The following is a 22,223-nucleotide window of genomic DNA, read 5'->3' as shown; positions in this document are numbered from 1 at the left end:
GTGGTGCCGGAGGCGTACGCGCTGCCGGTGACCGTCCCGGCCCTGGTGGTGGGCTTCCGGCGCCGGCGGCGGGACCCGCTGGCCTCGTCCTGGGCGGCCTACGGCGGCGGGCTGGCCGCGACGCTGGTGCCGAGCCTGGTGGCGGTGTGGACGGACCCGCACTGGCTGCGTCCGCTGCTGCTGGGGCTCGGGGCGCTGGCGGTGACCCTGGTGGGGGCCCGGGGGCGGCTCCAGGCGCCGCTGCTGCTGGGCGGGGCCGCGCTCGGCCTGGTGGCCCTGCACGAGCTGGCACCGTACGTCGTCCAGGTCGTGGACGCGCTGCCGCGATGGCTGCCGCCGGCCCTGGCGGGGGTGCTGCTGCTGGCGGTGGGTGCCACGTACGAGCGGCGGCTGCGCGATGCGCGGCGGCTGCGACAGGCCCTGGGCCGGTTGCGCTGACCGGGCGAATTCCGGCGGCGGATTGCCGTGGCCGGGAACGCCGAGGGCCCGGAGACCTTGATCGGTCTCCGGGCCCTCGGTCCGGGGTGGGCGATACTGGGTTCGAACCAGTGACCTCTTCGGTGTGAACGAAGCGCTCTCCCACTGAGCTAATCGCCCGGGCGCACCGCAAACATTACCGCATGTCAGCGGTGCTTCCGACCATCCGTGGTCCCGGGCACCGGCCGGTCACTGGTCCTTGATCTTCCAGGGCAGCACGAGCCCGTACTTCCACAGGTAGAAGCCGACCAGCGCACCGGCGATGACCAGGCCGGTGGTGGTCAGGATGATGTTGCGGCGGCGGACCTTCGGGTCCAGCGCCTTCTGCGCGGCCTCGGTGACCTTGCGCTTGGTCCAGCGCAGCACGACGTGCGCCCAGGCGAACTCGGTGGCCCAGATCGCCAGGCCCGCGAAGATCGCGACCCAGCCGGGGCCGGGCAGGACGAGCATGGCCACACCGGCGCCGATCACGGCCAGGCCGACGACGAAGACGCCGACCTGCCAGCTCAGGTGCAGGCTCCTGTTGCGCTTGATGAAGGCGGGCGCGCGCGACACGTGGTGGTGCGCGGCGTCTTCCGCGGCCGTGTCCGGCCCCGGGCCCTTGTGGTCACTCCCCGTATTCATGAGGCCGAATCTACCCGAGCCCGATGCACACGGGAACGACCTCTCGGATCCGCCGTCCGAGGGACCCAGAGGACCGCAAAACGGTCAGAGGGGTTTACAACGGCACCGTAGGTGGCATGTCGATTTCGCCGACGTGCGAATCCCCGAGCGCACACTGAGCGAAAGGCCCTGGCGCTTATGAACACCACGGTCAGCTGCGAGCTGCACCTGCGCCTCGTTGTGTCGAGCGAGTCCTCACTGCCTGTTCCCGCGGGCCTGCGGTATGACACGGCCGATCCCTACGCCGTGCACGCCACCTTCCACACCGGCGCCGAGGAGACGGTCGAGTGGGTGTTCGCCCGCGATCTCCTGGCCGAGGGCCTGCACCGGCCCACCGGCACCGGCGACGTCCGCGTCTGGCCGTCCCGCAGCCACGGCCAGGGAGTCGTCTGCATCGCCCTGAGCTCTCCGGAAGGAGAAGCCCTGCTCGAAGCCCCCGCCCGAGCCCTGGAGTCGTTCCTGAAGCGGACCGACGCCGCGGTGCCGCCCGGCACCGAGCATCGCCACTTCGACCTCGACAAGGAGCTCTCCCACATCCTGGCCGAGAGCTGATCCGGCCCGGCAGGGAGCGCACCCGGCGGTAGCCGGGGCGCCTGGCCGGGGGAACCGCCCGGCACCGTCCGACTCGGGGCGACGGTGCGCGGCGACAACCACATACGGCACGACCGGCGCTGTCCGTACGGGAGCCACCCGCACGGGCAGCGCCGCCGCGTGGTGGGGGCGGCTCCCACCTGCGGCGCGGGGCGACTATTGTCGGCCGTCAACGGCGGCACCGGCCCGCCGCCGCGTGCCGTCCCGGCCACCGAGGGAGTTCACCGTGCAGATCCCCCACGACACCCGTCGCGCGCTCGACGTCGTCGTCGCGCTGGTGAACACCGCGCCCGAGGGCGACCAGCCCGACCTGCTGGCCGACGTCCGCGCGCTGCGCGCCTTCGTGCAGGAGCACGCGATCAGCGACGTCGGCGAGCTCGGCGCCCGCGACCTGGCCGGCGTACGGACCGTGCGCGGCAAGTTCGCGCAGGTCTTCGCGGCGCAGAACGCCAGGACCGCGTCGGGGCTGATCAACGAGCTGGTGGCCACGGCGGGCACCACCCCGCAGCTGACCGACCACGACGGCTACGACTGGCACGTGCACTACTTCGCGCCGGGCGCCTCGGTCGGTGACCACCTGGCCGCCGACGGCGGCATGGCGCTGGCCTTCATCGTGGTCTCGGGCGAGCAGGAGCGGCTGCGCCGGTGCGAGGCGCCGGACTGCCGGCGGGCCTTCGTGGACCTCTCGCGCAACCGTTCGCGCCGCTACTGCGACAGCCGGACCTGCGGGAACCGGCTGCACGTGGCGGCGTACCGGGCCCGGCGCCGGTCAGAGCAGGAAGAGGTCGTGCACGGCGGCACAGAGCAGCAGCACGCCGATCACGGCTAAGAAGATCATCAGCGGCGGCTGGGAGAGCGCGAAGAGGCAGCCTCGGGGCTCCTCGGCGGCGGGGGTGTGTGCGGCCGGGACGGGGACCGGGGGCTCACCCTGGGATGTGTCGAGCATGTCGGGGCGATGATGGCGCAGCCACCCCGGTTTGACCTGTCAACACGCCATGTATGGTGCGGGAGTTCGTCAGATCCCGTGCTTCTTGAGGATCGCCTCGATGTCGGAGAAGTCGTCGGCGGGCGCGGCGGGGGCCTGCCGGGGACCCTGCTGCGCACCGCCGCCGCCGAGCGAGGGGGCGGAGGCGCCGGGAGCGACGGCGGGGGCGGCGGAGGAGCCGCGGGCGGCCTTGCGGCCCGCGGGCCGCGCGCCGGAGCGCAGGGAGCGCCGTTCCACGATCCTCGTGGTGAGGAAGAGCGCCCAGGCCAGGCCGAGCAGGCCGAAGCCGGCCCAGACCACCGGGTCGAAGACGATCGAGGCGGCCCAGTCCACCAGGCCGGTCAGCACCAGCGCCAGCGGGACCAGCGCGTACGCGGCGATCCGGGTGGCGGCCAGGAAGCGCCGGCGGTACGCCGTCACGGCGGCGATACCCAGGCCCGCCGCGGACACCGCGGAACAGATGGTCTCGGCAAGCATGGCGCTCCTCCAGCCCCTGGGCGATCCGTCCCCTCCATCCTGCACCGGCCGCCCCCGCGGCGGCCACGGCCGCCCGGGCTCCGGTACGGATCTCCGGGACATCTCCGGGTCGGCCTCCTCCTTGCGGCCAGGTGCCGGTGCGGCCGATCGTCCGGGCGGCTGGGAGACTGTCCCCATGAGCGATTCCCAGCCCGCCGGCTCCCCCTCCCCCGTGGTCCTCGACGTCTGGTGCGAACTCCAGTGCCCGGACTGCCACGCCGCCCTGGACGACGTCCGTGCCCTGCGGGCGCGGTACGGCGACCGGCTGGAGATCCGGCTGCGGCACTTCCCGCTGGAGAAGCACAAGTACGCGTTCGCGGCGGCGCAGGCGGCGGAGGAGGCCGTGGAGCAGGGCCAGGGCTGGCCCTACATCGAGGCCGTGCTCGCGCGCACGGCGGAGCTGGGCGACCGGGGCGAGGCCGTCCTGCTGGACGTGGCCCGGGAACTCGGCCTGGACGCCGAGGAGTTCGACACCGCGCTGATCGACGGCCGGCACATCCTGATCGTGGACGCCGACCAGGCCGAGGGCAAGGCGATCGGCGTGACCGGCACCCCGACCTACGTCATCGGCGGCGAACGCCTGGACGGCGGCAAGAGCCAGGAGGGCCTGCGCGCCCGCATCGAGGAGATCGCCGACCGCCTGCTGGCCGAGGCGTAGGCCGGCCGGGGAGTCGGGTCGGCGCCGGGTCGGCGCCGGGTCGGGGACGGGTCAGGGGCGGGTCGTCAGGCCGGTTTCGTAGGCGAAGACCACTGCCTGGGCCCGGCTGTTGAGGCCCAGTTTGCTCATGCAGCGGTGGACGTGGGTCTTGATCGTGGCCGCGCTGAGCACCAGGCGTTCGGCGATGTCGGAGTTCGACAGGCCGGCGCCGACCAGGCCGAGCACCTCCACCTCGCGCGGGGTCAGCGCCGCCAGGCCGGGGTGCGCCGACGGCGGCGCCGTCACCCGTGGGGTGTAGGCCTGGACGAGGTGGGCCACGACGGCGGGGCTGAACAGCATCTCCCCGGCGTGCACGGTCTCGATCGCGGCGAGCAGCCGGTCGGGCGGGGTGTCCTTGAGCAGGAAGCCGGACGCCCCGGCGCGCAGCGCCCCGTAGACGTACTCGTCCAGGTCGAAGGTGGTGAGCACGAACACCTTCGGCAGCGGGCCCGAGCGGGTCGCGGCCTCGGCGAGGATCCGTTCGGTGGCGGTGATCCCGTCGACCCCGGGCATCCGGATGTCCATCAGGATCACGTCCGGCCGAAGTTCCGCGGCCAGGCGCACGGCCTCCTCGCCGTCGCCGGCCTCGCCGAGCAGGTCGATGCCGGGCGCGGCGCGCAGCAGCGCGGCCAGTCCGCTGCGGATCAGGTACTGGTCGTCCACCACGAGCACCGAGGGCACCGCCCGGCCTCCTGCCTCGGGCTGCCCGCCCGGTCTCACCGGCCGCCGGTCACCGGCAGCGTCAGCCTCACCTCGAACCCTCCGTGCGGGCCGGGGCCGGCCGTCACCGTCCCGCCGTAGATGGTGACCCGCTCGCGCATGCCGATCAAGCCGTGGCCGGGCTGCGGGGACGGGCTGACCGAAAATGGCTGCTGCCCGTCGTCGGTGACGGTCACACGGACCTCACCCGGGCCGTACGCCACCAGGACGGCGGCCCGGGTGGCCGTGGGCGCGTGCTTCAGCACGTTGGTGAGGGCCTCCTGGACCACCCGGTACGCGCACAGGTCCGCCCCCGCCTGGAGCGCGTACGGGGTCCCCGTGACGGTCAGCGGGACCTCGACGCCGGCGGCGCGGACGCGGCGGGCCAGTTCGGCGAGCCGCCCGAGCCCGGGGGCGGGGCCCAGCCCCGGGTCGGGGGCGGGGGTGCCGCCGGCCGCGGTGAGGGCGTCCGGGCCCTCGCTCCCGCCGTGGCGCAGCACCACCAGCATCCGGCGCATCTCGGCCATGGCCTCCTGGCTGCTGCCGGCGATGGTCTCCAGGGCTCCGCGTGCGGTGTCGGGGTCGGAGGCGAACACGTAGCGGGCGAGTCCGGTCTGTACGGATATCACCGAGACGTGGTGGGCGATGACGTCGTGGAGCTCGCGGGCCATCCGCAGCCGCTCCTCGGCGACGGCCTGGCGGGAACGTTCCTCCTGCTCCTCGCGGAGCTGCCGGGTGAGGACCGCGAGCCGCTCGCCGCGCTCCGCCAGCCGCCGGGAGCCGTCCCCGGCCACCCAGCACACCACGGTCGTCACGGTCACGAAGGCGACGCTGAGCGCCCCGATCCCGGGTTCGGCCAGCCGCGTCCCCCACAGCAGCACCCCGAGCGCGATCCCGGCGCAGCGCACGGAGGTGCGCCGAGGACACAGCGCGGCCACGGTGTAGAGGGCCAGGCCCGTCCCGCAGACCACGACCACGTGGTAGTAGCCCAAGGTGAAGTAGGTGAGGACGCACGCGGCGGTCCAGCCGAAGACCACGACCGGCGCCCGGCGGCGCAGCGCCAGCGGGAGGTAGACCGCGGCCAGCAGGGCGTAGGCCCAGACGTCGGTGTCGCGCCAGTAGCCGTACGGGTCGGGCCAGTTGCGCAGCATGGTGAACGAGATGCCGAACGACCCGACGGCGTAGCCGACTTCGGCGACGTGCGGCAGGGCACGGCGGGCCACGGACCGGATCCGGTCGATCCGGATCATCGGGTCGGGCCGGTCGGTGCGGTCGGGCCGGTCGGTGCGGTCGGGCCGGTCGCGGCGCGGGTCGGGCGGTGGGGACGGCGCTGACACCGTCCGAGGGTATGCCGCACCCGGTCGGCCCGTCCCGGGGGCCGGGCAGAGGTACCACCCTGGTGGTAGACGGCACCCTCCCTGGGGGGAGACGGGTTCACCCCGTGGTGGGGCGCGGGCCGCGGGCGTCCGCGGATAGCTTTCCACCGGGCCGCATCTCCCCCCACAGCCAGGTCCCGGCCCCCCGCACGGGGGTCGGGGGGCCGGGGCCTACCAGAGCTGTTTGCCGAAGTGCACGGTCGTCGTGCGGTAGCCGAGCGACTCGTACAGGCGCAGGGCCGGGATGTTGCCGCTGTCGACGTGCAGCGCGAGCGGCCCGGCCCCGGCGGCCAGCGCCACGCGTTCGGCCTGGAGCAGCAGGCTGCGGCCGTGACCGTGGCCGCGGTGCGCCTCGGCGACCTCGACGTCGTACACGTAGGCTCCGCCGCCCCCGCCGGGCAGGTCGTGCGCGGTGGCCACCCAGACGTGGCCGACAGGCGTCCCGGCGGCCTCCAGGACGCTCAGGGCCATCCCGTCGGTGTCCGGGCCCTGCGGCAGCAGTTCGGCGTGCTGCCGGGCCGAGCTGCTGCGGGCCCGCTCGGGGTCGAGCCCGCCGCGCTCCGCGCAGCGCAGGGCGTACCCGGCCACGGCCCGGGGCAGCCACTCCTCGTACTCGGCCGGGGTCATCGGGCGGGCCGTGACGCCCTGCGGCAGCGCGGGCGGGGCGGCCGGGAGGTCCTTGCGCATGCTGCGGCCGGACTCCGTGTAGCCGAGGGCGGTGGCCAGCCGCAGCCCGCCGGCCGAGCCGACGGGGACGGCGATGCGCACGTGGCGGCAGCCCCAGCCGCGCAGCACCTCCTCGCCGGCCAGGGCGGCGACGGTGGCCCGGCCGCGGCGGCGGTCGGGCTCGTCGACGTACAGCTCGCGCAGTTCGCCGACGCCCGGTCCCAGGGGGCTGTCGGCGGCGATCACCAGCGCGCCGACCCTTCTGCTGTTGACCCGGATCTCGTACGGGCGCGAGCGCGCCCCCGTCGCGGTCTGCTGCAGCGGCGCGGACGGCCGCAGGGTGGTGGTCATCCCTGGTGTTCTACCCGCCCGGCGCCGCCCGCGTCAGCCCCGCGGCGGCCCCGCCCCGGACCGCGGCGGCCCCACGGGCGGGGTTCAGGGGTCGAGGTCCTCGCCGGACCGCTCGTCGAAGAGCCGGGCGGTCGCGGCCGTGACGGGCCCCGGCGCGTGGCCGAGCACCCGGTCGTCGAGCCGTACGACGGCCTGGACGTCGCGCAGCGAGGAGGTGAGGAAGATCTCCTCGGCCTGGTCCAGGGCCTCGAAGGGCAGGTCGGTCTCCTTGGCCCCGGTCCATTCGAGGAGCAGCTCGCGGGTGATGCCGGCGAGGCAGCCGGAGGCCGGCGGCGGGGTGTGCAGCTCGCCGTCGAGGACGACGAAGACGTTGGAGCCGGTGCCCTCGCAGAGCCGCCCGACGGTGTTGGCGAAGAGCGCCTCGGAGGCCCCGGCGCGGGCCGCGGCGGCCAGGGCCACGACGTTCTCGGCGTAGGAGGTGGTCTTCAGGCCGGCGACGGCGCTGCGCTCGTTGCGGACCCAGTCGACGGTGATCGCGGCGGTGGTGTCGGGGCGCCGGACGGCCTCGGCGAGGGCCACCACGAGGGTGGGGCCGGCCTCACCGCGGTCGGAGCCGAGCGGGGAGACGCCGCCGGTGTAGGTGATGCGCAGCCGGCCGAGCGGTACGGGCTGCGCGGCCAGGACGGCGGCGCAGGCCCTGCGGACCTCGTCGTGGTCGGGGTCGGGCAGGCCCAGGCCCCGGGCGGAGCGGGTGAGCCGGTGCAGGTGCCGGGTCATGCCGAAGGCGCGGCCGTGCTCGGCCTTGAGGGTCTCGAAGACTCCGTCGCCCACGGTCAGCCCGTGGTCGAAGACGGACACCTTCGCGCTGTCGGCGTCCTGCAGCCTGCCGTCGAGCCAGATCGTCACCGTACGGTCCTTCCGCTGTCCTGGTACGCGCCCGACGCTACCGCGAGCAGCCGGGCGGCCTTCAGCTCGGTCTCGGCCCATTCCCGTTCGGGGTCGGAGCCCCAGGTGATGCCGGCGCCGGTGCCGAAGAGCAGGCGGGGGCCGCCGGGGGCCTCCCGGTCGATCCAGAACGTGCGGATGCCGACGGCGAGCTCGGCGGTGCCCCGGTCGGCGTCGACCCAGCCGATGCCGCCGCAGTACGGGCCGCGGGGGGCGGTCTCCAGGGCCTCGATGATCCGCAGGGCGGAGGACTTCGGGGCGCCGGTGACGGAGCCGGGCGGGAAGGTGGCGGCGAGCAGCTCGGGCCAGCCGGCGCCCGCGGCGAGGTCCCCGCTCACGGTGGAGACGAGGTGGACCAGGCCCGGGTGCTCCTCGACGGCGCACAGCTCGGGGACGGTGACGGAGCCGGTGGCGCAGACGCGGCCGAGGTCGTTGCGGACCAGGTCGACGATCATGACGTTCTCGGCGCGGTCCTTCTCCAGCAGGTCCGCGGCGGTCCGGCCGGTGCCCTTGATGGGGCCGGACTCGACGTGGCGGCCGCGGCGGCGCAGGTAGAGCTCCGGGGAGGCGGTGGCGATCTCGACGCCGTGGGCCGGCAGCCGAATCGTTCCTGCGTAGGGGGCGGGGTTGCCGCGGGCCAGCAGGGCCGTCAGGGCGTCCACGTCGGCCCCGGCCGGGTCGGGCAGCGGCGCGGACATCACCCGGCAGAGGTTGGCCTGGTAGACCTCGCCGGCCGCGATGTGCTCGCGGATCCGCCGGACGCCGGCCACGTAGGCGTCACGGTCCAGGGAGGAGGTCCACGCGCCGGCGGCCGGACCGCGCCAGGCGCCCGGCACGGGCTCGGGGACCGGGTCGGTGCGTATGTCCCCGAAGCGCGCGCAGACCAGTCGGCCCTCGAAGTCCGCCGCCACCGCCCAGAAGCCGGTGGAGTCCAGGGCGGCGGGATCGCTGGTCACGTCGCGCAGATCGGTCGCGAGGAGGCCGCCGAAGCGGGCCAGGGGAGGCAGGTCGTGCACGGCTGTGAGTCTATGACCGGTGGCCGGACGGCGCCGGTGAGGTGACCTGCGGATGACGTCCGGTGATCGGGTGGCAGCACGCTGCGGAAACGCGTTTTTGAGCTGGCCCGGGAATCCGCTAGAGTTCAACACGTCGCCGGGACGCGGCGGGGAAAAACCCCGGAGCGGATCGGGCCGACAGGCGGACGTGGCTCAGTTGGTAGAGCATCACCTTGCCAAGGTGAGGGTCGCGAGTTCGAATCTCGTCGTCCGCTCGAAGTGGGGGATCTTTCCCGAGACCCCCTGCTACTGACGGGGTGGAGTGGCCGAGAGGCGAGGCAACGGCCTGCAAAGCCGTCTACACGGGTTCAAATCCCGTCTCCACCTCCAAGGACGATTAGCTCAGCGGGAGAGCGCTTCCCTGACACGGAAGAGGTCACTGGTTCAATCCCAGTATCGTCCACGCAGTAACACGCAGTACCCACGATCTCCGGGTCGTGGTCCCGAGGACGATTAGCTCAGCGGGAGAGCGCTTCCCTGACACGGAAGAGGTCACTGGTTCAATCCCAGTATCGTCCACGCAGTAACACGCAGTACCCACGGCCTCCGGGTCGTGGTCCCGAGGACGATTAGCTCAGCGGGAGAGCGCTTCCCTGACACGGAAGAGGTCACTGGTTCAATCCCAGTATCGTCCACGCACCGGAAAGCCCCGGCCGTCTCGACGGCCGGGGCTTTCGCGTGGTGCCCGGTCCCGGGACCGGCTCAGGGTCCCGGGCGCGGATCAGGACGAGAACAGCAGCCGGCCGAAGCCGCGGTGGCCGTGGTGGCCGTGTCCGTGGTGGCCGCCGTGGTGCGGGGCTCCCCACGCGGGGGCGGCGGCGTGCGCGGCCGGGTAGGCGGGCGGCGCGGCCGGCGGCGGCACCTGACCGTACTGGCCGTACTGCGACTCCAGCCGGGTCAGGGCCTCCAGCTCGCCGTAGTCGAGGAAGATGCCCCGGCAGTTGCTGCACTGCTCGATCTGGACGCCGTTGCGGTTGTAGGTGTGCATCACCGCGTGACACTTCGGACACTGCATGATCGGCTCAACTCCTCGCCGTCGTACGTCGCCAGGGACCCGTGCCCCGGCGTGGGGCACACCCTACGGCGTGCCGGCCGGTCCGCGGTCGGCCGGGAGCGCGGATATGCGGGCACAGGCGTCGGTCAGGGCGCGGTCCACCTCGTCCGGCCGGCGCCCGGCCTCGGCCGCCTTGGCGACCGCGAGGGCGGCGCTCTGCACGGTCAGCGCCCGGGCCGCGAGGTCCAGCCGCGGCCACGGGTCGGTCCCGGCCGGGCCGGCCGCGGGACCGCCCGCGGCCCGGTAGGCCTCCAGGAAGCGCTGCCAGGCCCCGGGGTCCAGCAGCCCGGCGGCGTACCAGGCGGCCGGCCGGCCCAGGTCCCAGGCCGGGTCGCCCAGGCCCAGGTCGTCCACGTCGATCAGCCGCCAGGGCCCGTCCGGGGCCGGGTGCCGTACGAGCTGGCCCAGGTGCAGGTCCCCGTGGCAGAGCGTGGCCGCGGCGGGGGCGGGCTCCTGCCCGCGGGCCCAGCCGGGCAGCCGGGCGGCGGCCGCCCGGACCGTCTCCGCCTCCGGGTACGGGTGCCCGTAGGGCCCGGCCGGGCCGACCGCCTCGGCCATCCGGTGCAGCGCCCGGTCCACCTTCGCCGGGCCGCGCATCGGGGGGACCGGGCCGGGCAGGCCCGCCACCGGCGTGCGGTGCAGCCGGGCCAGCAGCGCGGCGGCCTGCTCCCACGGGGCGTCCTCGGGCCGCTCGGGGTCGACCGGGGTGCCGTAGGGCCACAGCGAGAACGGGCGGCCGCGGACCTCGGCCGGCGCGGGGCGCAGGGGCGCGAGCAGCACCGGCGCGAGGGCCGGGTCGGCCGCGATCCGCATCCGTACGGCAAGGTCGGCGCGGTCGGTGTCGTCGGCGTGCGCCTTGGCCACCAGGTCGTGGCAGCGCACCACGGTCCCGTCCGCGCGGTCGGCCAGCACCTCGTAGCCGGGCTGCGCCCCGGGCCCACCGGGCACACCGGCCGGTCCCGGCACCTGCGCGGCCAGGGCGGCGGGGAGGGAAACGGTCACGGACACCCCCAGTCGTACGGGGCGGTCGCCCCCGGGGGATCGTACGCGGCACGGAAAACGGCGGGCACGGAAAACGGGTGCTGCCCGTACGACTCCCCAGTCGTACGGGCAGCACCCTTTTCACTGCCGTCCGCCCTACCCCCGTCCCCACGGGGTCGTGGCTGCGATGTCCCGGCCGGGGCCGCTCACCCCGGCCCGGGGCGCCGCTCAGCGCCCCAGCAACGCGCCCACGGACGACGCCTGTGTCACCACCGCGTCCCAGCCGCCGAACAGGACGACCAGGAGGGTGGCCAGGGGGAGCACCATGGCGACGGCCACCAGCGGGTGGCGCGTACCGGACTCATGGGCGTTGAACGCGAACGCCTTGCGTCCAGACCGTGCGACGTGCGCCATGATCCTCTCCCTGTCGTGTGGGAGCGGCGGGTGTGTGACCTCGGGGGACGAGTGCGCCACCCGCCGCTTGTCCTCCACACTAGGCGCGCCCGATCCCCGTTGGCCTCATGCCCTCGTACCCATTGGCGGGCCTCCAGGAGGATGACGGTGCACCGGCGGTGTACTCCCCTGGGTGGAGGCCTGTCCCCCTCCGTAGGGGTCTTCCCGGAGGGGGTCACCGGGGGTGAGTGACATCGCTCACTTCCGTCACTCCCTGCACATGCGCCTCGTCGTACGGTCGTCGGGCCGGGCGGCGTCGCGGCGGTCACGGCGGCCGCCCGCGGTGGCCGGATCCGACCGGCGGTTCGCGGCGGTCAAGATCCTTGCCGGACAAGCACGTTGGCCGCGCGTCCGGACCGGGGCGCGACGACGGCGGGTACGCCTGAGGCTCCCTCAAGTGTGTTGCGGCGCACTGACAATCGAATCTCCCGACCAGGGCGCGGCCTCTGAGCGCGCATGGCGGATCGTCCGTAAGCTGTGCCACGTCAACAGGACGACCGGTCAGCGGGGTGGACATGGCGATGATGCGGCTCCGACGCGAGGACCCGCGAGTCGTCGGCTCGTTCAGGCTGCACCGGCGGCTCGGTGCCGGCGGGATGGGTGTGGTCTACCTCGGCTCCGACCGCCGCGGCCAGCGCGTCGCGCTCAAGGTGATCCGGCCCGATCTGGCCGAGGACCAGGAGTTCCGCTCACGGTTCGCCCGGGAGGTGTCCGCCGCGCGGCGGATCCGCGGCGGCTGCACGGCCCGCCTGGTGGCCGCGGACCTGGATGCCGAGCGGCCGTGGTTCGCCACGCAGTACGTGCCCGGGCCCTCGCTGCACGACAAGGTGGCCGAGGAGGGACCGCTGACCGCGGCGCAGATCGCGGCGATCGGTGCGGCGCTCTCGGAGGGCCTGGTCGCCGTCCACGAGGCCGGCGTGGTCCACCGCGACCTCAAGCCCTCGAACATCCTGCTCTCCCCCAAGGGGCCGCGGATCATCGACTTCGGCATCGCCTGGGCGACGGGTGCGAGCACGCTGACCCATGTCGGGACCGCGGTCGGCTCCCCCGGCTTCCTCGCGCCCGAGCAGGTGCGCGGCGCCGTCGTCACGCCGGCCACCGACGTCTTCGCCCTCGGCGCCACCCTGGCCTACGCGGCGACGGCCGACTCCCCTTTCGGGCACGGCAGTTCCGAGGTCATGCTGTACCGGGTGGTGCACGAGGAGCCCCAGCTCGTCGGCGTACCGGACTCCCTGGCCCCGCTGGTGCAGGCGTGCCTGGCCAAGGACCCGGACGAGCGGCCGAGCACGCTCCAGCTCTCGATGCGGCTCAAGGAGATCGCGGCGCGCGAGGCGCAGGGCCTGTCCGACGGCCGTCCCCCGGCGCCGCGGGCCCGGGCCGAACGCCCGTCCGGCCGGCTCGCCCCGACCTACGCCGACCAGCGCACGCAGCGCGCCCCCGCCGGGACCCCGGCGCCGCGTCCGCAGGGCGGACCGGAGCGCGGGCAGGCCGGCGGCCCGGCCTCCCGGCCGTCGTCGCCGCGGCACCCGGGCGGGGCCGGGGCACGGCCGGCGGCGGGCACGGCGGGGCGTTCCACGGGCCGCCCGGGGCCGCGGACGACGGGCACGGGACGGCGGCCCGGGCGGCCGGACCCGAAGCTGATGCGGCAGCGGCTGATCGTGTTCGTGGTCGTCACGCTGGTCGTGGCGCTGGGCATCGCGGCGGCCCAGCGTCTCTGAGCCGCGGCGGGCCCGGGCGGTCCGGCCCCGCCCGAGCACCTGACCGGAGGTCGGTGGGTCAGCGGCCGGGGCCGGCCACCGCGTAGAAGGCGACGGCGGCGGCCGCGCCCACGTTGAGCGAGTCCACCCCGTGGGCCATGGGGATCCGCACCCATTCGTCGGCGGCGACCAGGGCCTGCGTGGACAGGCCGTCGCCCTCGGCGCCCAGCATCAGGGCGACCCGTTCGAGGTCCTGCGGGGCCGCCACGTCGATCGGCGAGGCCTTCTCGTGCGGGGTCAGCGCGAGCAGCTTGAACCCGGCCTCCCGGACCGTGTCCAGCCCCTTGGGCCAGGACTCCAGCCGGGCGTAGGGCACGGAGAAGACCGCGCCCATGGAGACCTTCACCGAGCGGCGGTAGAGCGGGTCCGCGCAGTCCGGCGAGAGCAGGACGGCGTCCATGCCGAGGGCGGCGGCGCTGCGGAAGATCGCACCGATGTTGGTGTGGTCGTTCACCGACTCCATGACCACCACCCGGCGGGCGCCGGCCAGCAGGTCCTCGGCGGAGGGCAGCGGCTTGCGCTGCATCGAGGCGAGGGCGCCGCGGTGCACGTGGTAGCCGGTGACCCGCTCGGCGAGCTCCGGGCTGACGGCGTAGACGGGCGCCGGGAGCTCGTCGATGACGTCGCGCATGACGTCGACCCACTTGGCGGAGAGCAGCATGGACCGCATCTCGTAGCCGGCGTTCTTGGCCCGTCTGATGACCTTCTCGCCCTCGGCGATGAACAGGCCTTCGGCGGGCTCGCGCCGACGTCGCAGTTCGACGTCGGTCAGGCCCGTGTAGTCGCGCAGGCGCGGGTCGTCGGGGTCCTCGACGGTGATGAGATCTGCCACTTGAGTGATACTGCCTTGTCCTGGGTGCGGTGCCAACGGCTCGGTCAGCCGGTGGTGTGGACCTGCACGACGTCACCGATGACGATGACGGCGGGCGGCCGGACCTCCTGGGCGCGGACGGTCTCGCCGACCGTCGCCAAGGTGGCGTCCACCCGGCGCTGGGCCGCGGTGGTGCCCTCCTGGACCACCGCGACGGGGGTCGTCGCGGGCTTGCCGTGCCGGACGAGGGCCTCGGCGATGGCACCGATCTTGTCCACGCCCATGAGGATCACCAGGGTGCCGGTGAGCTTGGCCAGGGACGCCCAGTCCACGAGGGAACGCGGGTCCTCGGGGGCCACGTGCCCGCTGACGACGGTGAACTCGTGGGCCACCCCGCGGTGGGTCACGGGGATGCCGGCGGCGCCGGGCACGGAGATGGAGCTGGAGATCCCGGGCACCACCGTGCAGGGGATGCCCGCCTCGGCGAGCGCCTGGAGCTCCTCCATGCCGCGGCCGAAGACGTACGGGTCACCGCCCTTGAGCCGGACCACGGCCTTGCCGGCCTTGGCGTGCTCGATCAGCGCGTTGTTGATGGCCTCCTGGGCCATGAACCGGCCGTACGGGATCTTCGCGGCGTCGATGACCTCGACGTGCGGGGGCAGTTCGTCGAGGAGGTCACGGGGCCCGAGGCGGTCGGCGATGACGACGTCGGCCTGGGCGAGGAGGCGGCGGCCGCGGACGGTGATCAGGTCCGGGTCACCGGGACCGCCGCCGACCAGGGCCACGCCGGGGGTGTGCGGGCGGCGCTGGGCGGGGGCGTCGAGGGAGCCCTCGCGCAGCCCCGTCACGATGGCGTCGCGGACGGCCGCGGAACGCCGCGGGTCGTTGCCGGTGAGCACCGCCACGGTGACGCCCTCGCTGCGGCCGGTGGCCGGGGTCCAGGCGGTGGCGGCGGAGGCGTCGTCGGCCCGGACGGCCCACACGCGGCGCCGCTCGGCCTCGGCGGAGGCCGCGTCGTTCACGTCGCGGTGCTGGGTGGCGATGAGCACGTACCAGGCCTCGGCGAGGTCACCGTCCTGGTAGCGGCGGCGCTCCCAGCGGATCTCGCCGGTCTCGGCCATGGCGTCCACGGAGGGGGTGGCCGAGGGCGAGATCAGCAGCACGTCGGCTCCCGCCGCGACGAGCGCGGGCAGCCGCCGCTGGGCGACCTGCCCCCCGCCGAGGACGACGACGCGGCGGCCGGCCAGACGGAGGCCTACGGGGTACGCGGGGTGCGCGGGGTGTTCGGCCATGGCGGTGCGGCTCCTGATCGCGGCGAAGGGGACGGGCCGCTGCGGCGCTGGAGCGGCGGTTTGACGTGCGGTTATCACCGCCCAACACCATACGGCCCCGGTGTCCCCGGGCCACGCCCCGGCCCTGAGTTTCGGGGGGCTCCGCCCCCGTTCCCCCGCGCCTCGAAGCCGGCGGGGCCGGACAACTCCAGCCCCGCCGGCGTTTCAGGCGAACGGGGTCCGGGGCGGAGCCCCGGGATCGGCTACTTCTCGGTGACGCCCGCCGAGTCGAAGGTGGCCACCTCGTGCATGGCCCTGGCCGCACTCTGGACCAGCGGAAGGGCCAGCAGCGCACCGGTGCCCTCGCCCAGCCGCAGGTCCAGGTCGACCAGCGGCCGCAGCCCGAGCTTGTTCAGCGCCGCGACATGCCCGGGCTCCGCGCTCCGGTGGCCGGCGATGCACGCCGAGAGGGACTCCGGGGCGATGGCCCGGGCGACCAGGGCCGCGGCCCCGGCGCTGACCCCGTCCAGGATCACCGGCGTCCGCAGCGACGCACCGCCCAGCACCAGGCCGACCATCGCCGCGTGCTCCAGGCCGCCGATGGCCGCCAGGACGCCGATCGGGTCGGTCGGGTCCGGCCGGTGCAGTTCCAGGGCCCGGCGGACCACGTCCACCTTGCGGGCGTGGGTCTCGTCGTTGATGCCGGTCCCGCGCCCGGTGACCTCCGCCGGGTCCACCTCGGTGAAGACCGAGATCAGCGCCGCGGACACGGTCGTGTTGGCGATGCCCATCTCACCGGTCAGCAGCGCCTTGTTGCCCGCCGCGACCAGGTCGCGCGCGGTCTCGATGCCGACCTCGATCGCTGCCACGGCCTCCTCGCGGGTCATGGCCGGACCGGCGGTCATGTCGGCCGTGCCCGGGCGGACCTTGCGCGGCAGCAGGCCCGGGGTGGCGGGCAGGTCGCCGGCCACGCCGACGTCGATCACGCAGACCTCGGCGCCGACCTGGTTGGCGAAGGCGTTGCAGACCGCCCCGCCGCCCAGGAAGTTGGCGACCATCTGCGAGGTGACCTCCTGCGGCCACGGCGTGACGCCCTGGGCGTGCACCCCGTGGTCCCCCGCGAAGATCGCGACGGCGGCCGGCTCCGGGATCGGCGGCGGGCAGACCCGCGACAGGCCCGCGAGCTGGGCGGAGATGATCTCCAGCATGCCGAGCGCGCCGGCCGGCTTGGTCATCCGCTTCTGCCGCTCCCACGCCTCGCCGAGCGCCTTGGCGTCCAGCGGGCGGATGCTCGCGACGGTCTCGCCCAGGAGGTCGTGCGGCTCCTCGCCGGGCAGGGCGCGGCGCCCGTACGTCTCCTCGTGGACGACCCACGACAGCGGGCGACGCTTGGACCAGCCGGCCTGCATCAGCTCGGGCTCGTCCGGGAACTCGTCGACGTAGCCCACGCACAGGTAGGCCACGACCTCCAGGTGCTCGGGCAGGCCGAGGGCGCGGACCATCTCGCGCTCGTCGAAGAAGCTCACCCAGCCGACGCCGAGGCCCTCGGCGCGGGCGGCCAGCCAGAGGTTCTCGACCGCGAGGGCCGAGGAGTACGGGGCCATCTGCGGCTGGGTGTGCCGGCCGAGCGTGTGCCGGCCGCCGCGGGTGGGGTCGGCGGTGACCACGATGTTCACCGGCGTGTCGAGGATCGCCTCGATCTTGAGTTCCTTGAACTGCTTGGCCCGGCCCTTGGGCAGCGACTTGGCGTAGGCCTCGCGCTGGCGCTGGGCGAGTTCGTGCATCGTCCGGCGGGTCTCGGCGGAGCGGATGACGACGAAGTCCCAGGGCTGGGAGTGGCCCACGCTGGGCGCGGTGTGCGCGGCCTCCAGGACGCGCAGCAGCACCTCGTGCGGGATCGGGTCGGTGCGGAAGCCGTTGCGGATGTCGCGGCGTTCGCGCATCACGCGCAGGATCGCCTCGCGCTCGGCCTCGGCGTAGCCCGGGGCGGGCTCGCCCGGCGAACGCCCCGCGACGGCCACGGCCTCCGCGTCGGCGGCCGTGTCCTCCGGGGCGGAGGCGGGCTCGGCGGCGGCCTGCGCCGCTGCCGCGTCCGCGGCGGCGACGGCCGCCTCCGGCGCGAGGGGCTCGGGCCCCTCGGCGGCCTCGGGCGCGGGCTCCGGCGACGAGGCTTCCGCAGCCTGCACCACCGCTTCCGCGGCCGCCGTCGCGTCGGCCACCGCGGGCTCCGCGACGACCGGCTCCGCCGGGGCCGGGGCCTGCTCCTGCTGCGGCTCCGCGGACACCTGCGGGGCGGCGACGGCCGCGTCCGGCAGCAGCCGGCCCAGCATCGCCTCGGGCGCGGCGGGCGCGGGAGTCGTCAGCGGGGCCGTGGCGGGCTCCGCCGCGGGCGCCGCTGCGGCAGCGGCCTCGGGCCCGGGCTGCGCGGCCTCGGGTGCGGCCCCGGCTGCGGGAGCACCCGCCGGCTCGGCTCCGGTCACGACAGCGGCTTCGGCCACCGGCTCGGCCCCGGCCGGGGCGACGGCCTCGGCGGGCGCGACGGCCTCGGCAGGGGCGACGGCCTCGGCCCCGGGCACGGCCACAGCCACGCCCTCGGCACCGGACTCGGCCCCCGGCACGGCGCCGGCGGCGCCCTCAGCCGCAGCCACGGCCCCACCATCGGCCGGGACGGCCACGCCTTCGGCACCGGCCACGGGCACGGCACCGGCCACGGGCACGGCACCGGCCAGGCCGTCGGCCGCGGGCACGGCCGCAGCTTCAGCCCCGGCCACCGCCCCGGGCCCCGCCGCACCATCGGCCGGCACGGCCCCGGCCTCGGCCGCCACGGCCCCTGCCCCGGCCACGCCTTCGGCCGCGGTCTGCGGCCCCGCCTCGCCCGTGGCCGCGGGCTCGGCCGCGGGGGCGGTGGCGGTGGCGGGCGCCGGGGAGGCCTGGGCCGTGGGGTCCAGGTTCGCCCACGGGGTGCCGGCCTGCGGCGGGATGTCGGTCAGCGGGAGGCCGGGCACGGCCGGGACCGGCTCGGGGCGGGGCAGGTCGAGGTACTCGGGGCCGAGCGTCGGCGGGCCGGCCGGCGGCATGGCGCCGGCGGCCGGGACCTGCTGCGGGGCGCCCGACGGCACGGGGGCGCCCAGCGGCAGGCCGGTGGCCGGCGGGACCGGGCCGGCCGGAGCGGCGGGGGCCGGGCCCCGGTCGGCGAGGGAACGGACGACTCCGCCGGAGGCGTCCGGCATCGGCGGGCCCATGTGCAGGGGGCGGCGGACCGGCCCGGTCGGCTGCGCCGCGGGCGGCGGCAGCAGACCGCCGAGGTCGAGCGCGCCGGAGTCACGGCCGCCGGCCTCGTGCGCGCCGTCGGCGTACCCGGCCTCCGGGTAACCGCCCTCCGGGTAGCCGCCCTGGGCGAAGGCCGGCTGCGGGTAGCCCGTGGCGGGGGCGTCGGCGTAGCCGGAGCCGTCAGGGGCCGGGAACTCGGGGACCGGCGGGACCGGCTGCGGGTCGCTCCACGAGCCGGTGTGACCGCTCGGCATCAGCAGCAGTTCCTCGTCCTCGGCCGGACCGTCCATCAGGTCCTGGAAGGCGTAACCGGCCGGCGCGCCGGGCATGGGTGCGGGGGCGGGGGCGGGCTGCACCGGGACCGGTGCGGGGATGCCCTGCTGATCCACCATGCCCGTGTTGTCCGGGTGGCCCTCGCCCGGAACCTGGCCGGTGTCAGTCATGCGTACCCCTCGCCCATCGGTTGTGCTTCGTCGATCGCCGGCGCCCGCTCAGGCCAACGAGTGCGGCTGCCCGGTGGCAACCACTAAGCATTGTCGCGTCCGTTCGCGTCCGCGGCGGCCATTACCGTCACGCTCCGCTGTGGACTGCGCCACGTCGCACGCCCGGTGGCGGTCCGGCGTCCGTACGACGATCGGCCAGCCTACCCCGGTTGCACGGTCAGCGGATCGGGGGGCGTTCGGCGGCGATCAGGAAGACGACCGAACGTCCCTGCTCGGCCCAGGTGCGCGTGTCGAGGCCGACGGACTGCAGCAGCTCGCACGCGACGGCGTACCCGCGTTCGGTGAGGGCGCGGTCGATCGCCTCGGCCTCGTCGCGGGTGGCGGCGTGGGTGACGATCCGTTCGGGGCGCCGGTCGGCGCACGCGGCGACGACCGCGGCGCCGCCCCCGCCGACCCGGACGACGTCGGGCTCGGCGAGGGACTCCAGGGCGTGCGGGGCACGGCCGTTGACCACCTGGAGCTGTACGCCCCGCTGCCGGGCGGCGGCCGTGACGCGGGCACAGGCCTCCGGGTCGGCGTCGACGGCGATGACCGCGGCGCCGAAGGCGGCGGCGTCGACCGCGAAGGCGCCGGAGCCGGCGCCGATGTCCCAGACGAGATCGCCGGGACGGGGTCCCAGCCGGGCGAGCTGGGCGGTGCTGGTCACGGCGGCGCCGGCGCCGCCGATGACGATGACGACGTTGGGGTCGCGCCAGCTGTGGTCGGCGGCCTTGTCGGAGGTGAGGACGGTGACCTGTTCCCGCTCGGTACCGAGCTCCTCGCAGATGACGAAGGTCCGGTGGACCCCGTCGAGGAGCAGGGCGAGTTCGGCGGGCCCGGCGCCGGGCGAGGTGAGGACGGCGACCTTGGGGTGGGCGCGGCAGACGTTGACGGCCCGGCGCAGGGTGCGCCGCTGGGCGACGACGACCTGGGCGTCGTCCCAGGGCATGCCGGCCCGGGCGAAGGCGGCGGCGACGGAGGAGACGGCCGGCACCACCTCGACCTCCAGGCCGTGCTCGGGCGCGCGCAGGGTCCGTACGACGCCGAAGAAGCCGGGGTCGCCGTCGGCGAGGACGACGGCGGTGCCGCGGTGGGCGGCGATCCGGCGGGCGGCGAGGCCGAGGCTGCCCAGGCGGATGCGTTCGGCGGTGGGCGGGATCTCGGGGAGGGCGAGGTGGTGGCCGGCGCCGGCGACGAGCGTGGCGGCCGCGAGTGCGGACCGGGCGGCCGCGGTGAGGGGCGAGCCGTCCCAGCCGATCACGGTGACCCGGTCGGCCATCGTCGTCAGTCTCCTGATCCGGGGGTGGGGTCGAGCGCCGGGGAGGTCTCGTACCGGCGGGCGCGCAGGTCGAGACTACCTGGTCACCGGGTCAGTGCCAGTCGGCGGAAACGGCGTATCCGGTGGCTTCGGCCATCCGGCCGCCGGCGAGGTCGTCCAGCTCGTCGAGGTCCTCGGGGAGCAGGCTCCAGACGATCAGGTCGGTGCGGATCTCGCTCCAGGTGCCGTCGTGGCCTTGGGTGCGCACTATCCACGCGTTGCGCAGGACGCCTTCGCTGATGCACCCGATCTTCTGGGCGACCTGCTGGCCGGCGGTGTTGTCGGCGGCGGTGCGCAGTTCGAGGCGTTCGAAGCGCTGGTCGGTGAAGAGCCACTGGGCGACGGCGAGCGCGGACTCGCTGGCGTAGCCCTCGCCGCGGGCCCAGGGGGCGGTGACGTAGCCGAGCTCGGCGCTGCGGGTGCGCCAGTTGGTGTTCCGGAGGTGGACGACGCCGACGAGGCGCTGGGTGAGGAACTCGGTGACGGCGAGGACGATGCCGCGGCCCTCGGTGCGTACGGTGTGGGAGCGGCGGGTGGCCCAGTCGTGGGCGTCGGCCGGGGTGTAGGGGTGCGGGACTCCGGTCCAGGCGACGACGAGCTCGTCGTTCATCATCTCGGTGAGCGCGGCGACGTCCCCTTCCTCGAAGGGGCGCAGCACCAGCCGGTCCGTGCTGATGGAGACGTCCGGGAAGGTGGTAGTCATTGCGCAGCTCCATGCCTGAAGACCGAGGTACGGGACCGTTGGTGCGGGACCGTTCGTGCGGGCGCTCGTGTGACGGGGCGTCGAAAAACCCGTAGGGCCACAGCATGCAGCATCGGCCCGGTGATGTGCATGACTGGGCCCCGCACGCTCGTTCGAAGCGGTGCGGGGCCCGGGTGTCACGGTGCGGGGACCGGGGTCAGGAGGCGGGGGTGCCGAAGGCCGGGACGACCGAGCCCTGGTACTTCTCCTCGATGAACTTCTTGACCTCGTCGGAGTTCAGCAGCTTGGCGAGCTTCTGGACCCGCGGGTCGTTCTGGTTGCCGTCCTTGACCGCGAGGAAGTTGGCGTAGGGGTTGCCCTCGGACTTCTCCAGGACGAGCGCGTCCTTGGCGGGGGTGAGCTTGGCCTCCAGGGCGTAGTTGCCGTTGATGACCGCTGCGTCGACGTCGTTCAGGGCGCGCGGGACCGTGGCGGCCTCCAGCTCCTTGAACTCCAGGCCCTTCTTGTCGGCGATGTCGGAGAGCTTGGCGCCGGTGCCGACGCCTTCCTTGAGGGTGATGAGGTGGTTGGCGGCGAGGAGCTGGAGGGCGCGGCCCTCGTTGGTGGTGTCGTTGGGCACGGCGATGGTCTGGCCGGGCTTGATGTCCTGGAGGGTCTTGACCTTCTTGGAGTAGAGGCCGAGCGGCTCCAGGTGGACGTTGCCCACCGGAACGATGTGGGTGCCGTTCTTCTTGTTGAAGTCGTCCAGGTAGGGCTTGTGCTGGAAGTAGTTGGCGCCGACGCTGCCCTGCTCGGTGGCGGTGTTGGGCAGGACGTAGTCGGTGAACTCCTTGACGTCCAGCTTCAGGCCTTCCTTGGCCGCCAGCTTGTCCTTGACGAAGTTGAGGATGTCGGCGTGCGGGGTCGGGGAGGCCGCGACGACGAGCGGCTTGCTCTCGTCGACCTTGCCGCCGTCGGCCTGGTTCGAGGCCGGGTCGGAGGCGCTGCCGCAGGCGGAGACGCCCAGGGCGATGGCGGTGGTGAGGGCGGCGAGGCCGGTGAGCTTGATGTTCTTGCGCACGAAGAGTGCCTTTCATGGTGGTGCGGGGGTGATGTCCCGCGG

At 74.8% G+C, this 22,223-nt stretch carries 22 protein-coding genes and 6 tRNA genes; 10 read left to right on the top strand and 18 right to left on the bottom strand.

The annotated features are described in order from the left end of the window. Positions 1-438: SCO7613 C-terminal domain-containing membrane protein (locus EF918_RS06005; RefSeq protein ID WP_369009091.1), on the top strand; the 438-nt coding region annotated here is incomplete at its 5' end. 87 nt (positions 439-525) lie between these two features. Here the strand turns inward: EF918_RS06005 and EF918_RS06000 are convergent. Next, positions 526-597, bottom strand: a tRNA-Val gene (locus EF918_RS06000). A gap of 69 nt (positions 598-666) precedes the next feature. Beyond that, entirely contained in the window at positions 667-1,101 is a 435-nt protein-coding gene (locus tag EF918_RS05995; protein ID WP_125641908.1) for a TIGR02611 family protein, read from the bottom strand. Positions 1,102-1,278: 177 nt separating this feature from the next. Here EF918_RS05995 and EF918_RS05990 point away from each other — a divergent pair, with 177 nt between their 5' ends. Then, positions 1,279-1,692, top strand: coding sequence for an SsgA family sporulation/cell division regulator (locus tag EF918_RS05990; RefSeq protein ID WP_030011909.1), 414 nt, complete (start codon positions 1,279-1,281; stop codon positions 1,690-1,692). Between the two features lie 265 nt (positions 1,693-1,957). Continuing rightward, positions 1,958-2,560, top strand: a complete 603-nt coding sequence (locus EF918_RS05985) for a CGNR zinc finger domain-containing protein (RefSeq protein WP_125641905.1) — start codon at positions 1,958-1,960, stop codon at positions 2,558-2,560. On the opposite strand, the gene EF918_RS36775 is transcribed toward EF918_RS05985, so the two are convergent. Both EF918_RS36775 and EF918_RS05980 read right to left on the bottom strand, forming a co-directional pair. Further along, positions 2,501-2,677, bottom strand: coding sequence for a hypothetical protein (locus EF918_RS36775; protein WP_185921604.1), 177 nt, complete (start codon positions 2,675-2,677; stop codon positions 2,501-2,503). The genes EF918_RS05985 and EF918_RS36775 overlap by 60 nt on opposite strands. Before the next feature lie 69 nt (positions 2,678-2,746). Further along, positions 2,747-3,193: a hypothetical protein gene (locus EF918_RS05980; protein ID WP_125641902.1), complete on the bottom strand. Its 447-nt coding sequence runs from the start codon at positions 3,191-3,193 to the stop codon at positions 2,747-2,749. Between the two features lie 175 nt (positions 3,194-3,368). Here EF918_RS05980 and EF918_RS05975 point away from each other — a divergent pair, with 175 nt between their 5' ends. Next, complete coding sequence (locus EF918_RS05975) at positions 3,369-3,890, top strand: DsbA family protein (protein WP_125641899.1); 522 nt, start codon at positions 3,369-3,371, stop codon at positions 3,888-3,890. Positions 3,891-3,941: 51 nt separating this feature from the next. Here the strand turns inward: EF918_RS05975 and EF918_RS05970 are convergent, their stop codons facing one another. The 5 genes from EF918_RS05970 to EF918_RS05950 all read right to left on the bottom strand — a co-directional run bounded on the left by EF918_RS05970 (position 3,942) and on the right by EF918_RS05950 (position 8,982). Further along, positions 3,942-4,601: a response regulator transcription factor gene (locus EF918_RS05970; protein WP_125641923.1), complete on the bottom strand. Its 660-nt coding sequence runs from the start codon at positions 4,599-4,601 to the stop codon at positions 3,942-3,944. A gap of 44 nt (positions 4,602-4,645) precedes the next feature. After that, entirely contained in the window at positions 4,646-5,965 is a 1,320-nt protein-coding gene (locus EF918_RS05965; protein WP_260609851.1) for a sensor histidine kinase, read from the bottom strand. A gap of 210 nt (positions 5,966-6,175) precedes the next feature. Beyond that, the gene (locus EF918_RS05960) at positions 6,176-7,021 is read right to left on the bottom strand and encodes a GNAT family N-acetyltransferase (RefSeq protein WP_125641896.1); all 846 of its coding nucleotides are present in this window, start codon (positions 7,019-7,021) and stop codon (positions 6,176-6,178) included. Between the two features lie 84 nt (positions 7,022-7,105). Then, a complete protein-coding gene (locus EF918_RS05955; RefSeq protein ID WP_125641893.1) occupies positions 7,106-7,927 on the bottom strand; it encodes an aminotransferase class IV in 822 nt (273 codons plus the stop codon). Continuing rightward, positions 7,924-8,982 carry a chorismate-binding protein gene (locus tag EF918_RS05950; protein ID WP_125641890.1) on the bottom strand — a complete coding sequence of 353 codons (1,059 nt, stop codon included), beginning with the start codon at positions 8,980-8,982 and terminating at the stop codon, positions 7,924-7,926. The genes EF918_RS05955 and EF918_RS05950 overlap by 4 nt, the downstream gene beginning before the upstream one ends. Before the next feature lie 181 nt (positions 8,983-9,163). On the opposite strand from EF918_RS05950, the gene EF918_RS05945 reads away from it, so the two are divergent. From EF918_RS05945 to EF918_RS05925, 5 genes are all read left to right on the top strand, one after another. Further along, positions 9,164-9,236 (top strand) — tRNA-Gly (locus EF918_RS05945). Positions 9,237-9,277: 41 nt separating this feature from the next. Next, a tRNA-Cys gene (locus tag EF918_RS05940) sits at positions 9,278-9,351 on the top strand. A 1-nt stretch (position 9,352) separates the two neighbouring features. Continuing rightward, positions 9,353-9,424 (top strand) — tRNA-Val (locus EF918_RS05935). A gap of 44 nt (positions 9,425-9,468) precedes the next feature. Further along, positions 9,469-9,540: transfer RNA gene (locus EF918_RS05930), tRNA-Val, on the top strand. A 44-nt stretch (positions 9,541-9,584) separates the two neighbouring features. Further along, positions 9,585-9,656 (top strand) — tRNA-Val (locus EF918_RS05925). Positions 9,657-9,742: 86 nt separating this feature from the next. Here the strand turns inward: EF918_RS05925 and EF918_RS05920 are convergent. From EF918_RS05920 to EF918_RS05910, 3 genes are all read right to left on the bottom strand, one after another. Beyond that, entirely contained in the window at positions 9,743-10,036 is a 294-nt protein-coding gene (locus EF918_RS05920) for a zf-TFIIB domain-containing protein (RefSeq protein ID WP_125641886.1), read from the bottom strand. A gap of 63 nt (positions 10,037-10,099) precedes the next feature. After that, positions 10,100-11,041, bottom strand: coding sequence for a phosphotransferase family protein (locus EF918_RS05915; protein WP_260609854.1), 942 nt, complete (start codon positions 11,039-11,041; stop codon positions 10,100-10,102). A 243-nt stretch (positions 11,042-11,284) separates the two neighbouring features. Then, positions 11,285-11,470 carry a hypothetical protein gene (locus EF918_RS05910; protein ID WP_125641883.1) on the bottom strand — a complete coding sequence of 62 codons (186 nt, stop codon included), beginning with the start codon at positions 11,468-11,470 and terminating at the stop codon, positions 11,285-11,287. A 554-nt stretch (positions 11,471-12,024) separates the two neighbouring features. Here EF918_RS05910 and EF918_RS05905 point away from each other — a divergent pair. Continuing rightward, a complete protein-coding gene (locus EF918_RS05905; RefSeq protein WP_125641880.1) occupies positions 12,025-13,227 on the top strand; it encodes a serine/threonine-protein kinase in 1,203 nt (400 codons plus the stop codon). Positions 13,228-13,285: 58 nt separating this feature from the next. Here the strand turns inward: EF918_RS05905 and EF918_RS05900 are convergent, their stop codons facing one another. The 6 genes from EF918_RS05900 to EF918_RS05875 all read right to left on the bottom strand — a co-directional run bounded on the left by EF918_RS05900 (position 13,286) and on the right by EF918_RS05875 (position 22,181). After that, positions 13,286-14,098 carry an RNA methyltransferase gene (locus tag EF918_RS05900; protein ID WP_125641877.1) on the bottom strand — a complete coding sequence of 271 codons (813 nt, stop codon included), beginning with the start codon at positions 14,096-14,098 and terminating at the stop codon, positions 13,286-13,288. Positions 14,099-14,142: 44 nt separating this feature from the next. Further along, complete coding sequence (gene cobA, locus EF918_RS05895) at positions 14,143-15,369, bottom strand: uroporphyrinogen-III C-methyltransferase (RefSeq protein ID WP_125641874.1); 1,227 nt, start codon at positions 15,367-15,369, stop codon at positions 14,143-14,145. Between the two features lie 242 nt (positions 15,370-15,611). Further along, the gene (cobT, locus tag EF918_RS05890) at positions 15,612-19,061 is read right to left on the bottom strand and encodes a nicotinate-nucleotide--dimethylbenzimidazole phosphoribosyltransferase (protein ID WP_125641871.1); all 3,450 of its coding nucleotides are present in this window, start codon (positions 19,059-19,061) and stop codon (positions 15,612-15,614) included. 217 nt (positions 19,062-19,278) lie between these two features. After that, on the bottom strand, positions 19,279-20,379 hold the full coding sequence (gene cbiE, locus EF918_RS05885; protein WP_125641868.1) for a precorrin-6y C5,15-methyltransferase (decarboxylating) subunit CbiE: 1,101 nt from the start codon (positions 20,377-20,379) through the stop codon (positions 19,279-19,281). Between the two features lie 91 nt (positions 20,380-20,470). Beyond that, positions 20,471-21,121 (bottom strand): GNAT family N-acetyltransferase, encoded by a 651-nt coding sequence (locus tag EF918_RS05880; protein ID WP_125641865.1) that lies wholly within the window; start codon positions 21,119-21,121, stop codon positions 20,471-20,473. A 196-nt stretch (positions 21,122-21,317) separates the two neighbouring features. Further along, on the bottom strand, positions 21,318-22,181 hold the full coding sequence (locus tag EF918_RS05875) for a MetQ/NlpA family ABC transporter substrate-binding protein (protein WP_125641862.1): 864 nt from the start codon (positions 22,179-22,181) through the stop codon (positions 21,318-21,320). Positions 22,182-22,223: the final 42 nt, after the last annotated feature.

The sequence above is a fragment of the Streptomyces sp. WAC06614 genome (assembly GCF_003949795.1).
GTDB lineage: Bacteria > Actinomycetota > Actinomycetes > Streptomycetales > Streptomycetaceae > Streptomyces.
Note: the sequence above shows the minus strand (reverse complement) of the source record. Positions and strands in the feature narration are given on the sequence as shown.

What these genes read in the sequence shown, in the direction of transcription:
- EF918_RS05995 (WP_125641908.1), bottom strand. Translation starts at nt 1,101, where the DNA reads ATGAATACGGGGAGTGACCACAAGGGCCCGGGGCCGGACACGGCCGCG.
- EF918_RS05990 (WP_030011909.1), top strand. Translation starts at nt 1,279, where the DNA reads ATGAACACCACGGTCAGCTGCGAGCTGCACCTGCGCCTCGTTGTGTCG.
- EF918_RS36775 (WP_185921604.1), bottom strand. Translation starts at nt 2,677, where the DNA reads ATGCTCGACACATCCCAGGGTGAGCCCCCGGTCCCCGTCCCGGCCGCA.
- EF918_RS05980 (WP_125641902.1), bottom strand. Translation starts at nt 3,193, where the DNA reads ATGCTTGCCGAGACCATCTGTTCCGCGGTGTCCGCGGCGGGCCTGGGT.
- EF918_RS05975 (WP_125641899.1), top strand. Translation starts at nt 3,369, where the DNA reads ATGAGCGATTCCCAGCCCGCCGGCTCCCCCTCCCCCGTGGTCCTCGAC.
- EF918_RS05960 (WP_125641896.1), bottom strand. Translation starts at nt 7,021, where the DNA reads ATGACCACCACCCTGCGGCCGTCCGCGCCGCTGCAGCAGACCGCGACG.
- EF918_RS05920 (WP_125641886.1), bottom strand. Translation starts at nt 10,036, where the DNA reads ATGCAGTGTCCGAAGTGTCACGCGGTGATGCACACCTACAACCGCAAC.
- EF918_RS05910 (WP_125641883.1), bottom strand. Translation starts at nt 11,470, where the DNA reads ATGGCGCACGTCGCACGGTCTGGACGCAAGGCGTTCGCGTTCAACGCC.
- EF918_RS05905 (WP_125641880.1), top strand. Translation starts at nt 12,025, where the DNA reads ATGGCGATGATGCGGCTCCGACGCGAGGACCCGCGAGTCGTCGGCTCG.
- cobA (WP_125641874.1), bottom strand. Translation starts at nt 15,369, where the DNA reads ATGGCCGAACACCCCGCGCACCCCGCGTACCCCGTAGGCCTCCGTCTG.
- cobT (WP_125641871.1), bottom strand. Translation starts at nt 19,061, where the DNA reads ATGACTGACACCGGCCAGGTTCCGGGCGAGGGCCACCCGGACAACACG.
- cbiE (WP_125641868.1), bottom strand. Translation starts at nt 20,379, where the DNA reads ATGGCCGACCGGGTCACCGTGATCGGCTGGGACGGCTCGCCCCTCACC.
- EF918_RS05880 (WP_125641865.1), bottom strand. Translation starts at nt 21,121, where the DNA reads ATGACTACCACCTTCCCGGACGTCTCCATCAGCACGGACCGGCTGGTG.